The following is a 13028-nucleotide window of genomic DNA, read 5'->3' as shown; positions in this document are numbered from 1 at the left end:
AACTAAGCTATATATAAAGGTGCTTTAAATGACTGTAATAAAAACCGATTTTGTCGGTCGGGTTTCAAGAGTATTTATAGGAATTTTATTGTAATTTCAAAGTTATGTAGGAAAATGGGATGCCAAAACATCCCATTTTATGGCAGAACTAATTATTGTTTAACGACTTGGGTTTTTGCCAGTTTATCGTGCACGGTTTGACGTTTTTGCCCTAAACCGAACGCCCAGTCAATAATTGTGCTGAGTGGCATGAAGATAATATTCAGGAAAATAAAGAACACACTGCGAATAGTGAAGGCACGCATCAAGCTGGTTTTTTCACCAGTCTCGGCATCTACAATCTTAATTTTAGTCAGTTTTTTACCGATACTTTGACCCGATTTGGCAATCAGAAAAGCCTGGATAGCGAGCATGATCACCAGGTAAATTGCAGTCGCAATCCATGCCTGTTGTGAAAACATGTCAAACATCTGAGTTTGTAGTTGCTGTGCCAGAGCAGGGTCAGCGTCACTACTTAACATCACATTCATGAACTCCTGGTTCAGTTGTGCAAACTGGATTTCCTGTTCAGGAGTAAAAAATGCGGTCAAAATAAACGTGGCAGGCAGCCATAAAAGCAGGTCAACGATTTTGGCTAAAATACGGCTTGGAATACTCGCCAGTTCTTTTTTTGCTGCAACATTTTGAGAACTGCGGGCACGAAGATGGTCTGTACTTGACTCATTTGTGTTCTGTGGAGCCTGATAGGCTGGTGTCGCTGGCGTTTCTGGTGCTACATAGCCTTCAGGCTGATAGATCAGTTTCCCTTGGGTGAGTTCACCTAAAGCTTTCCATTCGGTCATACCTTGATGCCAAGCCAAATCAGTCAGAAGTACCTGTTGGTTGGCAAGCATCTGATTTAATTGCTCGAGCGTATATGGGCCAGCTTGTTGATTATTTCGTGCCAAGTAAATCTGCATATAGACTGAATCTCAAAAATATAAATTTAGACAAAAATTGAACTAGGAGTTTAAGTATTTTCAGGCTGAAAACAAATAAAAGAATATAAGTGTAATATATGGATAAGTTTAGGATTTTCAAGAATGTTCATCACCAAATTCCTCCATAATTGAGACAGTGTAGCAAGGATTGATGATTTTGCTATCAAGATGTGAAAATTCACTTAAATTTAATTATGCAATTTTTTCTCATGCTGTTTGTTGGTATTTGTTTGTCATTACACTAAGAAGCTTATGTTTATATAAATAATTTGATTTCAGCTAAATCAAAACATATGATTAATCATTTAACTATAAATGTGATTAAGACAATATCTAGGTAATATTGAGAACATAAAAAAAGACCCTATGAAAGGGTCTTTTTTATAGAGCGAATTAAGCCTTTTGAGCTTTCTCTTCAGACAGGAAGAACCAGGTATCTAATACTGAGTCTGGGTTAAGAGATACAGATTCAATACCTTGTTCCATCAGCCATTGTGCAAGATCTGGGTGGTCAGAAGGACCTTGGCCACAGATACCTACATATTTGCCTGCTTTACGGCAAGCATGGATGGCCATAGAAAGCAGTGCTTTTACTGCTGGATCACGTTCATCAAACAGGTGAGAAACAATACCAGAGTCACGGTCCAGACCAAGCGTTAACTGAGTCAAGTCATTTGAACCGATAGAGAAACCATCGAAGTGTTCAAGGAATTGTTCAGCTAACAAAGCGTTAGTTGGCAATTCACACATCATGATCACTTTAAGACCATTTTCACCACGTTTCAGACCGTTTTGACCTAATAGCTCAATAACACGTTTAGCTTCAGCAACAGTACGTACGAACGGGATCATGATTTGAACGTTAGTCAGACCCATTTCGTCACGAACTTTTTTCAGTGCACGGCATTCAAGTTCGAAGCAGTCACGGAAGTTGTCAGATACATAACGGCTTGCACCACGGAAGCCCAACATTGGGTTTTCTTCTTCAGGTTCGTACAGTTTGCCGCCGATCAGGTTAGCGTATTCGTTTGACTTGAAGTCAGACATACGTACGATCACTGGTTTGTCAGCAAAGGCAGCAGCAAGAGTAGAGATACCTTCAACCAGTTTTTCTACATAAAACTCGATTGGAGATGCATAACCTGCAGTACGAGCAAGTACAGCAGCACGAGTTTCACGTGGTAGGCTGTCGATGTTCAATAATGCTTTAGGATGCACACCGATCATACGGTTGATGATGAACTCTAGACGAGCAAGACCAATACCTTCGTTCGGAATTTGCGCGAAGTCAAATGCACGATCCGGGTTACCTACGTTCATCATGATTTTGAACGGAAGTTTTGGCATAGATTCGATAGAGTTGGTTTGGATTTCGAAATCCAATGCACCTTCGTAGATGAAACCAGTATCACCTTCAGCACAAGATACAGTTACGTCTTGACCGTCAACAAGCACTTCAGTTGCATTGCCACAACCTACGATCGCTGGAACACCAAGCTCACGTGCAATGATCGCAGCGTGACAAGTACGACCACCACGGTTAGTTACAATCGCAGCAGCACGTTTCATCACTGGTTCCCAATCCGGGTCAGTCATGTCAGATACAAGTACGTCACCGTCTTGTACTTTGTCCATTTCTTTAATTGAAGTTACGATGCGGACTTTACCAGAACCGATACGTTGACCGATTGAACGGCCTTCACAGATCACGTTACCTTTTTGTTTTAGCAGGTAGCGTTCCATCGTGCCGACATTTTCACGGCTCTTCACAGTTTCAGGACGCGCCTGAACGATGTAGATTTTACCGTCATCACCGTCTTTAGCCCACTCGATGTCCATTGGAGAACCGTAGTGGTTTTCAATGATCAATGCTTGTTTAGCCAATTCTTGCAGTTCATGATCGTTCAATGCAAATTGTTGACGATCTGCTTTTTCTACATCAACCACAACAACTGATTTACCCGCAGCAGCTTCTTCACCATAGATCATTTTCTGGTGTTTAGAACCTAAGTTGCGGCGCAGTACAGCGTGTTTGCCTGCGTTTAGCAGCGGTTTTGAAATATAGAATTCATCTGGGTTTACTGCACCCTGAACTACCATTTCACCCAAGCCATAAGAAGCTGTAATGAATACTGCATCACGGAAGCCTGATTCAGTATCTAGAGTGAACATTACACCAGCAGCACCAGTTTCTGAGCGAACCATGCGTTGTACGCCAGCAGAAAGGGCAACTACGTCATGCGCAAAGTTTTGGTGTACACGGTAAGAGATCGCGCGGTCGTTGTACAAAGATGCAAACACTTCTTTGATCGCGATCAGAACGTTATCGATACCACGAATGTTCAGGAAGGTTTCTTGCTGACCTGCGAAAGAAGCATCAGGTAAGTCTTCTGCAGTCGCAGATGAACGAACGGCAACCGCAATATCAGGGTTGCCGTTTGAAAGTTCTGCAAAAGCTGCACGAATTTCCTTTTCCAGTTCAGCAGTAAGTGGAGTTTCCACAATCCATTGACGAATCTTTGCACCAGTTTCAGCAAGTGCATTGACGTCATCAACGTTAAGTGCAGCAAGCTCTGCATTGATTTTAGCGTTTAGGCCACTTTGCTCGAGAAATTCACGATAAGCAGCAGCTGTTGTTGCGAAGCCACCTGGTACTGATACACCAGCATTAGATAAGTGGCTGATCATTTCGCCCAGAGATGAGTTTTTCCCACCTACAAGCTCAACATCGTGCTTCCCTAATTTTTCTAGACCAATTACGCGCGCTTCCAAAGTTGTTACTCCACTTTTGCAGTATTAATCACTATCTTGGCATGAGAGTATAGCAAATCTTCTAGGTTTTTGATTTTACTAAGCGACAGTCATGTAAGATCGGTTTACTATAAAGATTATATAGTACTAAGACAAATGTTTGAGGAGAATTTTAATGTCAGAAGGTAAACAAATTCAGCGGAGTGTGTTTTTTATTTCCGATGGTACTGCCATTACTGCTGAAACCCTTGGCCACTCACTGTTAGCACAGTTTCCGCATGTGGATTTTGACATTCATATTATCCCTTATATTAGCTCTGAAGAAGCGGCCATGAATGTGGTCACAGAGATCAATGAACGTGCCCAAAAAGACGGTCAAAAACCTTTGGTTTTCGATACGTTGGTGGATCCCTATGTGCGTGACATCATTAATACTGCAAATGCAGTAAATCTTGATGTTTTTGAAGGGCTTATCAGTAAACTATCAGAAGAGCTTGGTACTGAACCTACGACTTTAGTCGGTCAGACCCATGCGGTGACCGATTCTGAGTCTTATAAGGCACGTATTGATGCCGTACATTTTGCGCTCGACAATGATGATGGTGCGCGTACGCGTCACTATGATAAGGCTGATCTGATCCTGATTGGCGTATCGCGTTCCGGTAAGACTCCAACCTCAATTTATTTGTCTCTGCAATTTGGAATTCGTGTAGCGAACTATCCGCTAACTGAAGAAGATCTGGACGATAACCGCCTGCCAGCAGTGCTAAGACCGCATAAAAACAAGCTTTTTGGCTTGATGATTGATGCAGAACGTCTGGTTGCAATCCGTACAGAACGTAAGGCCAACAGCCGTTATGCCAGCTTCAGCCAATGCCAGATGGAACTACGTGCAATTGAAGGCATCTATATTTCGGAAGGGATCAAGTATCTGAATGTCTCGGAAATGTCGATTGAAGAAATTTCAACTCGTGTCTTACAAATGACAGGACTAAAACGTCGAATTGGCTAAAAAGAATTCAGAGCCAGACTTCAGTTTGGCTCTGATTTATAGATAAAAATTAATAAAAAATACTACTTTCATAGAAATAAAATATGAATATTATAAGTTGTTGAAATATTCAATATTTTAATCAAAAATGTAGTGGTTGGTTTTTAAGCTTATTTGCTCTTCAATGAACTCAGAAATTCAATTTTACAGAGCTAAATTTTTCCCACTACACTCCGAATTTTTAATCTTATGAGCTAAAAACAGATTAACTTGATGATTAAAAAGTATGCACAATTAGCTCAACCTGATGTTCATCTCCATTAATACAATGAATACTATTTTCGGAAATTTTTGCAATAGGCCAGGTAATCAGCTGGCAATTTTCACGTTGCAGAGCAGTATAATAGTGGTCTGATTTAAGATAAACTTTGGATGCAGCTGCAAGATTTGGCATGAGCTGGCGTCTGAGCCATAAATTCTGTACCTGATTTTCCAGATAACGTAATGACAAAATACTTTTAATCCGGTTGTTAAATAGGCGTCGATTTTTAATGATCAATGGGTGATTTAATAGCCGCTGCAAACCACGTTCAGTACCTGGCAATACAAATTGCGGATTAATCTGAAAAACTTTTACTGAGCGAGCTTGCTGGCTAATCTTGTTGAGCTGGCTTACGGTAAATTGATCCGTACCAATAATCGCAATATCTTTTCCAGTACAGTCAAGTTCAGCGAGCTGGGAAGAGGGCACTTTAATGCCAGTAAAATGCTGGAAATTTTCGGGACGATTCTCAAATATACCCGCGTGTGCATCCTGCTTGGTAGACATTGTTTTTCCTTGAAATTATTTAATAATTGGTCTTATTTGCTTTGTTATAGATATTAGCAAAAGCCCTAGAGCGGTAAAGATCAAAATTTAACTTAGACAGTCATTCTTTTTTCTATTGTATTTTTAATGAGAGATAGATGGATTAAAGTGCAGGAGATCCATCTTAGACATAAACTTATCCATTTGGAAACTTGAAATATTCAAACACAGTTTAAAAAAATATACCCATTCCTGAGAATGGGTATATAGATAAGAATAAATTAGGCAAAGCAAGACAGCATTACTGCCCGTTTTTGATTTGCATCAGTAATTCAAAATTATGCAGACGTTTCTCTGTGTCATAGATGTCACAGGTGAAGATAAACTCATCTACATCATATTTTGCTATGAGTGCTTCCAGACCGGCTTTAACAGTTTCTTTAGAACCCACTTGTGCCATGGCAAAGAAATTATCGACAGACATTTTTTCAGGTGGTGACCAGAGTCCTTCCATAGAATCAATTGGCGCTTTCAATTTCAGGCTTTGACCGCGAATCAGGGCAAGGACACGCTGGTAAGCACTTGTTGCCAGATATTCAGCTTCTTCATCTGTATCTGCGACACAAGTCGGTACGCCCATAGAAACATAAGGACGATCAAGATATTCAGACGGTTCGAAATTGTCCCGATACAGCTGAATCGCTTGACCAAGCATACGCGGAGCAAAGTGAGATGCAAAAGAATAGGGTAGACCAAGTTTTGCTGCCAGCTGTGCGCTAAACAGGCTCGAACCTAATAACCACACAGGTACGTGTGTGCTTTGGCCTGGAGTTGCCACAATGCGTTGGCCTGGAATCGGCTCTTTAAAGTATTGCAGAATTTCTAAAACATCCTGCGGGAACTGATCTTCAGTTTCCTGACGGCCACGACGCAAAGCACGCATGGTCATTTGATCGGTACCAGGAGCACGACCCAGTCCCAGTTCAATACGATCTGGGTATAAAGTCGCTAATGTGCCGAACTGTTCTGCTACCACTAAGGGTGCATGGTTTGGCAGCATAATGCCACCAGAGCCAAGTTTGATGCTATTAGTATTTGCCAGTAAATAGCCTAAGAGGACGGCGGTCGCTGAGCTGGCAATACCATCCATATTATGATGCTCGGCCAGCCACATCCGGCTATAACCTAGACGTTCTGCGGTCTGAGCTAATTCCAGCGCATGTTGCAGGGAGAATTGAATGGTCTTATCGTCACGAACTGGAACCAGTTCGAGAATAGAGAACTGGGTATCGGTAAGCGTACGCATAATATTACTCTTGAATAAACATGACTAAGAGCATACGTCTTTGCATTGTATTTGTATATCGAAAAAAATCGATATATATGTAAACCAAAATAACAGACAAAAAATAAGCATCCGAAGATGCTTATTCAAGAAGGAAAAGTAAATAGAGGAAATCTTAGCGACGGTGGTTATAACGGTAGTTGCTAGTACGATAGTTTTTTGAACTATAGCGACGGTCATAACGGTCATCATAACGACGGTCTTCGCTGACTTTTTTACCAAGGGCAGAACCACCTGCAGAACCTAATGCAGCACCAATTAAGCCACCATTAGAACCCGCCATGTTTTTACCTACGGCATAACCAGCACCACCACCTAAAGCACCACCGATAATCGCACCATTACGGTCACGTTTATTTGCAGCTACTGCGGCACCAGCACCACCGCCAATCGCAGAACCGATTGTCGCGCCAGTTGTACCACCCATTTTATTGCCCACTGCGGCACCAACGACACCACCCAAAGCAGAAGCTAAAGCCGTATTCGTTGTATTTCCGGCATTGGCGGCTGTCATACCCATGGCTGAGGTTGCTACAACAGCGATCATTAGAGATTTGTAATTCATGAGTACACCTTTTATATATCTAGCTGTATTTGTTGATGAGATAAATTTAATCTAGCAACCGTCAAATAGCATGGAGGCAGTGTTGGCGAATTGTGATTTTTATCTCCTTAATTTATTCATGATCTAGTTCTGATAATTTGATGTATTACATGAATTTGGATAAGTTGAACGCACAATAAAAAAAGCACCCAAACAGGTGCTTTTAATATTAAATGTAGCGTCGAATTTAAAGAGCCTGAGGCCAGGAAATTAACGGTGACGTTTTTTCCAGTGTTTAGCACGATTCGCTTTGGCACGATCGGCTGCTTTATCTTTAGAAATTTTATTACCTAATGCTGCACCACCCGCAGCACCAAGTGCTGAACCGATGTAGCCGCCATTAGAACCGCCCATGTTTTTACCTACGGTATAACCAGCACCGCCACCTAAAGCACCACCAATTGCAGATGAGGTACGGTTTTTCTTGTTACTTGCAACAGCAGCACCACCTGCACCACCTAACGCGGCACCAATTGTTGCGCCAGTGTTGCCCCCCATGTTTTTGCCCAGTGCAGTACCAGCAACGCTACCTAAAGCACTTGCTGCTGCCACACGTGCAGTACTGTCTGCATGCGCACTCACTGTCATCATTGAGCCTGCAGCCATTGCAGCACTCAGTAAAATTGCATTGAGTTTCATGTTGTAACTCCGTGTCCCTGATAGGACTTTCATATGTTAGTGTGTTTCGACGCAGAAAATGTAACAAATCGTGCCCAAAAGAATGTGAAGATCTACCTCCATATTTAATGTGTTTATTTGCCAATTTGTAAAATGAGAAATAAATAAGGATCAAATTGAGCAGAAAAAATCCAAAACTGAAGATTTTATTTATATTTGTTAACAAATGACGATGACATCGCTGCATCTCAGCACTGACTTACTGAATAATGATGTTCATTGACCCAGAGAATCGTTAAACTAGGCGCAATTTTTTGATTTCGCTGTGCTAAATCACTGTTTGTTTAGTCACAGCCTTATGTTTGAGATTTTTTAGAAAATGAAAGAATCGTTACGTTTACGATTAGACCAACTCTCTGACCGTCATGAAGAACTGACTGCGTTATTGGCAGATGTTGAAGTGATTTCGGACAACAAGCGTTTTCGCCAGTTATCACGTGAGCATAATGATTTAACCGAGATTACCAGCGTTTGGACCAAGTACAAACAGGCTGAAGAAGATATTGAAACTGCGCAAGCCATGCTGTCTGATCCTGACTTTAAGGAAATGGCGCAGGAAGAGATTAAGGAAAATAAAGCCCTGATCGAACAGCTTGAAGCTGATTTGAATATCCTGATGATTCCAAAAGATCCGAATGATGCCAACTCTGCTTATCTGGAAATCCGTGCCGGAACCGGCGGTGATGAAGCGGCTATCTTCTCGGGTGATTTGTTCCGTATGTATAGCAAGTATGCGGAATCTCAAGGCTGGCGTATTGAAATCCTGTCTGAAAATGAAGGTGAGCACGGTGGCTATAAAGAAGTCATCTGCCTGGTGAATGGTGAAGGCGTTTATGGTCGCCTGAAATTTGAAAGTGGTGCGCATCGTGTACAACGTGTGCCTGCAACAGAATCTCAAGGTCGTGTACATACTTCAGCATGTACTGTGGCAATTCTTCCAGAAGTGGATGTGGATACATCAGTCGACATTAATCCGGCTGACCTGCGTATCGACACTTACCGCGCATCAGGTGCCGGTGGTCAGCACATTAACAAAACTGACTCTGCGGTGCGTATTACTCACATTCCAACCGGTACAGTGGTGGAATGTCAGGATGAACGTTCACAGCATAAAAACAAAGCCAAAGCGATGGCCTTACTGGTTTCACGTCTGGAAAATGCCAAACGTGCCGCAGCAGATGCAGCGACTTCTGAAATGCGCCGTGACCTGGTCGGTTCGGGTGACCGTTCGGAACGTATTCGTACTTATAACTATCCACAAGGCCGTATGACCGATCACCGTATTAACCTGACTTTATATAAGCTGGATGCTGTGATGGAGGGTGATCTGACTGAATTATTAGACAGTCTGCATCGTGAATATCAGGCCGATCAGCTGGCCATGCTTGCACAGCAGAATGGTGGCTAATGAACATTCAAGAAGCACTGGCTTTACGTGGTGAACCTGAAAGTTATGAACGGCAGGAAAATGCCTGGCTGTTGGAACACATTACCAAGATTGATTCTTTTGATCTGGTAATGAAAAAAGACCAGCAGTTAACGCCTGAACAGGAACAGGCCTATGTCGAAAGCCTGGCGAGGATTGCTGCAGGTGAGCCATTGGCCTATGTCATAGGTTCACAACCGTTCTGGACTTTGGATCTAAAAGTCACTAAAGATACGCTAGTACCACGCCCGGATACCGAAGTGCTGGTCGAAACAGTCCTGAAATTAGACCTGCCGGAAGATGCGCGAATTGTTGACTTGGGGACTGGTACCGGTGCCATTGCCTTGTCACTGGCGTCTGAGCGCCCTAACTGGTCTGTGACCGCTACTGATATTTATGAACCCACACTGGAAGTTGCCAAATACAATGCGGAACAGCATGATTTGGATCAGGTGCAATTTATTCTTGGTTCATGGCTAAAACCATTTGGCCGCCAGTTCTTTGATGCGATTGTATCTAATCCGCCGTATATTGATGCTGATGATGAGCATATGCCAGATCTGGCAACTGAGCCGGAACGTGCGCTGGTTTCAGACAAAAATGGTCTGGCTGATATTGAGATGATTATTCAGCAAGCCAAAAAACATCTGACCGTAAATGGCTGGGTTGTGCTTGAGCACGGCTATGATCAGGGCGATGCGGTTCGTCATCTATTTACTCAAGCTGGTTATAAACAGGTCCGTACAGTGAAAGATTATGGCGGCAATGACCGTGTGACTTTAGGCCAGTGGCCACATTAATTTTTAAAGCTTGATTTAATAAAAAAGCGACCTAGATAGGTCGCTTTTCTAATTCTTTTATTCAATAAATTATGACTTTTTGATCACATCTCGCCAGCGCAGTAAGCGGGTTTCAAACAGCTTCATAATACTGTCCGTGATTTTGCCTAGGACTGCCAACAGGATAATGGCAATAATCACAATATCCGGACGTGAAGTTTCACGACCATCACTGAGCAAATAGCCAATCCCTTGAGTAGCTGCAATCAATTCAGCCGCAATCATAAACATCCAGGACAAACTCAGGCTATTTCTTAAGCCAGTCAATATTCCCGGTGAGGCAGCAGGCAATACAATCTGCTGAACCTGTTGCCAGTATTTCAGGCGATAGACTTTTGCGACTTCAATCAGCTTACGATCCACACCCTGAATTGCAGCCACAGTATTGGTATAGGTCGGGAAGAAGGCACCAATTGCGATCAAGGTGATTTTAGAAGATTCGTCAATCCCTAACCAAAGCAGGAGTAGAGGAATCCAGGCTAGACTCGGAATAGATTTAATTGCAGAAAACGTTGGTTCCAGAAAATCTTCTGCATGTCTGTTTAACCCCACCAGAATTGCAAAGATCAGTCCCAATCCACTACCAATGCCAAAACCTAAGAAAACTCGCCAGCTACTGGTCCAAATATGCTGCCATAAATCACCCTCAGCCAGTTCAGTAAAGGACTGAAACAGGCTACTCGGCGCAGGCAATAGATAAGGTTCGATCACGCCATTACGGACTAATATTTCTACCAATACAATAAAAATAACAGGTAGAGTGAGGGCTTTGATCAGCGAAATGCTACGTGGTAGCACAGCGGATTTTGGCTGTTCTTCCACGCTCAACTGTTCCGAGATGCTTTTCGGTATAGTCATTACTTAGTTACAACCTTTTTTGCATAGCGGGCATCAAATAATTGAGTCACGACCTGATTGACATTGGTTCCTTTACGAACCAGTTCTTCTTCCGTCAGGATACGACCGGCTTTTTGTAATGCCCCGGTATGTTTGGTGGTTGGAATATTTTGATCTAGATTGGTACGGCTGAGTTGAAGCTTGGCGACTTCAATTGGAAGCTTAGCTTCTCGTGCCAGTAGTTCAGCCAGTTTGTCGGGATTGGCTTTCGCCCATTTACGTGCCTGTTCATAAGCTTTAATCACCGCTTCAATCGCTTCCGGACTGGATTTGGCAAATTGGTCTTTTACGCTCAGTACGCTATAAGAGTTAAAGCTGACATTGCGATACAGCAATTTGGCACCTGACTGCGCCTGTGCAGACGCCATTAAAGGATCAAGGCCTGCCCAGGCATCGACCTGTTTGCGCTCCAACGCAGTCTTACCATCCGGATGCTGTAAATGCACCAGCTCTACATCGCGTTTGCCCAAGCCAATGGTATCTAAGGCTTGTAAGGTAAATAAGAAAGGATCGGTACCTTTAGTAGCAGCAATCTTTTTACCTTTCAGATCTTTCAGTGATTTGATATTCGAATCTTTATTGACGACCAGTGCTGTCCATTCAGGCTGGCTCTGAATATAAACCGTTTTAATCGGGCTGCCATTGGCACGGCTAAGCACTGCCGCTAAACCTGCAGTTGAAGCGAAATCGGTACTGCCACTATTTAGATATTCGAGTGAGCGGTTACTGCCTTGGCTAAATACCCATTTAATCTTGGTTTTTGGCAAAGCTTTTTCTAGCAGTTTCTGTTCTTTAACCACCAGACTGGTCGGTGCATAATAGGCATAGTCCAGTTTTAATTCAGATGGAATCGCTGCGTTAGCCAAGCCGGTAAGGAAAGAAATAGAAAGACCGAGTAAAGTCAGACCTGATGTTCTTAATGTTTTTTTCATGAATATCTCAATCTTGAATTAAATTTTTGACATTCATAGCGGTAAATAGATGAGCACACAAAAAAGAAAAAAAGATAATCAAATCAAAAAATGAAATAATTAACAGTTTTAAATATAGGTATTTGTTTTTATTTAAATTTATTAAATAAAAAATAGAAAGGTTTTGCTTAGATAAAATTTTAAAAATGGTATGGCGTAAATTGATAAGCTGTTTTTCTAATTATTCGTCCTTGCAGCATGAAATTTTATAAATAACGAGTGCCATAAAAAAGCGATGCATCAGCATCGCTTTTTGAGTCACTATTTTATAAATCTGGGTAGCTTACATTGGGTAGTCTTGCAGACAGTCATAAACTTCGACTTGATCTAGACTACCAGTTTCCATTGCCAAGCAAAGGGCCACGACTTTGGCAGTATCAGCAAGATACTGTTCATCTTTCAGCGCAATACCTTGTTGTAATGCAACGATGCGCTCAGTCGGAATTTCAAGCGATTTCGCAGCTTCAGTAGCATCAATCTGATTAAAGAAGTGCACAATAGCATCTTTGAGGGCAGAATCAGACGCATTCAAGATGCCTTGATTCAATTGCTCTGCATTAAGATCGGTCGAAGAAACTAAAGCCTGGGCGAAGTTTTGAACAAGATTCTGTCCAAGAACATCAGTCATCTTTAACATGGAAATACCTTCAACAAGGAAAGAGGGAAAGGGAGTACAGCCAAAAGAGAAGCACTAAAGAATTGATTGAAAAATAAACTATATTAATAGGAAATGCAAAG

12 protein-coding genes are annotated in these 13028 nt (G+C 42.2%); 3 read left to right on the top strand and 9 right to left on the bottom strand.

All coding sequences use genetic code 11. The features are described from left to right. Positions 1–152 precede the first annotated feature (152 nt). Positions 153–959: an RDD family protein gene (locus AC4MBN_RS08315; protein WP_419364849.1), complete on the bottom strand. Its 807-nt coding sequence runs from the start codon at positions 957–959 to the stop codon at positions 153–155. A 414-nt stretch (positions 960–1373) separates the two neighbouring features. Next, a complete protein-coding gene (gene ppsA, locus AC4MBN_RS08310; protein ID WP_419364847.1) occupies positions 1374–3752 on the bottom strand; it encodes a phosphoenolpyruvate synthase in 2379 nt (792 codons plus the stop codon). Between the two features lie 154 nt (positions 3753–3906). Here ppsA and ppsR point away from each other — a divergent pair, with 154 nt between their 5' ends. Next, on the top strand, positions 3907–4743 hold the full coding sequence (gene ppsR, locus AC4MBN_RS08305) for a posphoenolpyruvate synthetase regulatory kinase/phosphorylase PpsR (protein WP_004783863.1): 837 nt from the start codon (positions 3907–3909) through the stop codon (positions 4741–4743). 256 nt (positions 4744–4999) lie between these two features. Here ppsR and AC4MBN_RS08300 read toward each other — a convergent pair whose 3' ends face one another. The 4 genes from AC4MBN_RS08300 to AC4MBN_RS08285 form a co-directional block, all read right to left on the bottom strand. Beyond that, positions 5000–5551 (bottom strand): NAD(P)/FAD-dependent oxidoreductase, encoded by a 552-nt coding sequence (locus AC4MBN_RS08300; protein ID WP_419364845.1) that lies wholly within the window; start codon positions 5549–5551, stop codon positions 5000–5002. A 280-nt stretch (positions 5552–5831) separates the two neighbouring features. Further along, on the bottom strand, positions 5832–6836 hold the full coding sequence (locus AC4MBN_RS08295; RefSeq protein WP_419364843.1) for an LLM class flavin-dependent oxidoreductase: 1005 nt from the start codon (positions 6834–6836) through the stop codon (positions 5832–5834). 154 nt (positions 6837–6990) lie between these two features. Beyond that, positions 6991–7440 carry a hypothetical protein gene (locus AC4MBN_RS08290; protein ID WP_004783858.1) on the bottom strand — a complete coding sequence of 150 codons (450 nt, stop codon included), beginning with the start codon at positions 7438–7440 and terminating at the stop codon, positions 6991–6993. A gap of 249 nt (positions 7441–7689) precedes the next feature. Next, the gene (locus AC4MBN_RS08285) at positions 7690–8118 is read right to left on the bottom strand and encodes a glycine zipper domain-containing protein (RefSeq protein WP_034171622.1); all 429 of its coding nucleotides are present in this window, start codon (positions 8116–8118) and stop codon (positions 7690–7692) included. A gap of 358 nt (positions 8119–8476) precedes the next feature. Here AC4MBN_RS08285 and prfA point away from each other — a divergent pair, with 358 nt between their 5' ends. Beyond that, positions 8477–9565 (top strand): peptide chain release factor 1, encoded by a 1089-nt coding sequence (prfA, locus tag AC4MBN_RS08280; protein WP_004783856.1) that lies wholly within the window; start codon positions 8477–8479, stop codon positions 9563–9565. Next, complete coding sequence (gene prmC, locus AC4MBN_RS08275) at positions 9565–10383, top strand: peptide chain release factor N(5)-glutamine methyltransferase (RefSeq protein ID WP_491880121.1); 819 nt, start codon at positions 9565–9567, stop codon at positions 10381–10383. Before prfA ends, prmC begins: the two co-directional genes overlap by 1 nt. 69 nt (positions 10384–10452) lie before the next feature. On the opposite strand, the gene AC4MBN_RS08270 is transcribed toward prmC, so the two are convergent. The 3 genes from AC4MBN_RS08270 to AC4MBN_RS08260 form a co-directional block, all read right to left on the bottom strand. Then, positions 10453–11280: an ABC transporter permease gene (locus AC4MBN_RS08270; protein ID WP_491880120.1), complete on the bottom strand. Its 828-nt coding sequence runs from the start codon at positions 11278–11280 to the stop codon at positions 10453–10455. After that, on the bottom strand, positions 11280–12251 hold the full coding sequence (locus AC4MBN_RS08265; RefSeq protein WP_491880119.1) for an aliphatic sulfonate ABC transporter substrate-binding protein: 972 nt from the start codon (positions 12249–12251) through the stop codon (positions 11280–11282). Before AC4MBN_RS08265 ends, AC4MBN_RS08270 begins: the two co-directional genes overlap by 1 nt. 322 nt (positions 12252–12573) lie before the next feature. After that, positions 12574–12927 (bottom strand): hypothetical protein, encoded by a 354-nt coding sequence (locus tag AC4MBN_RS08260; protein WP_419364834.1) that lies wholly within the window; start codon positions 12925–12927, stop codon positions 12574–12576. Between the last annotated feature and the right edge of the window lie 101 nt (positions 12928–13028).

The organism is Acinetobacter sp. CAU_H_60 (assembly GCF_058599385.1).
Note: the sequence above shows the minus strand (reverse complement) of the source record. Positions and strands in the feature narration are given on the sequence as shown.

Bases quoted from the DNA above. Each gene is read 5' to 3' on its own strand.
- ppsR (WP_004783863.1), top strand. From the start codon at position 3,907: ATGTCAGAAGGTAAACAAATTCAGCGGAGTGTGTTTTTTATTTCCGAT.
- prfA (WP_004783856.1), top strand. From the start codon at position 8,477: ATGAAAGAATCGTTACGTTTACGATTAGACCAACTCTCTGACCGTCAT.
- AC4MBN_RS08260 (WP_419364834.1), bottom strand. From the start codon at position 12,927: ATGTTAAAGATGACTGATGTTCTTGGACAGAATCTTGTTCAAAACTTC.
- AC4MBN_RS08265 (WP_491880119.1), bottom strand. From the start codon at position 12,251: ATGAAAAAAACATTAAGAACATCAGGTCTGACTTTACTCGGTCTTTCT.
- AC4MBN_RS08315 (WP_419364849.1), bottom strand. From the start codon at position 959: ATGCAGATTTACTTGGCACGAAATAATCAACAAGCTGGCCCATATACG.
- AC4MBN_RS08295 (WP_419364843.1), bottom strand. From the start codon at position 6,836: ATGCGTACGCTTACCGATACCCAGTTCTCTATTCTCGAACTGGTTCCA.
- AC4MBN_RS08285 (WP_034171622.1), bottom strand. From the start codon at position 8,118: ATGAAACTCAATGCAATTTTACTGAGTGCTGCAATGGCTGCAGGCTCA.
- AC4MBN_RS08290 (WP_004783858.1), bottom strand. From the start codon at position 7,440: ATGAATTACAAATCTCTAATGATCGCTGTTGTAGCAACCTCAGCCATG.
- prmC (WP_491880121.1), top strand. From the start codon at position 9,565: ATGAACATTCAAGAAGCACTGGCTTTACGTGGTGAACCTGAAAGTTAT.
- AC4MBN_RS08300 (WP_419364845.1), bottom strand. From the start codon at position 5,551: ATGTCTACCAAGCAGGATGCACACGCGGGTATATTTGAGAATCGTCCC.
- AC4MBN_RS08270 (WP_491880120.1), bottom strand. From the start codon at position 11,280: ATGACTATACCGAAAAGCATCTCGGAACAGTTGAGCGTGGAAGAACAG.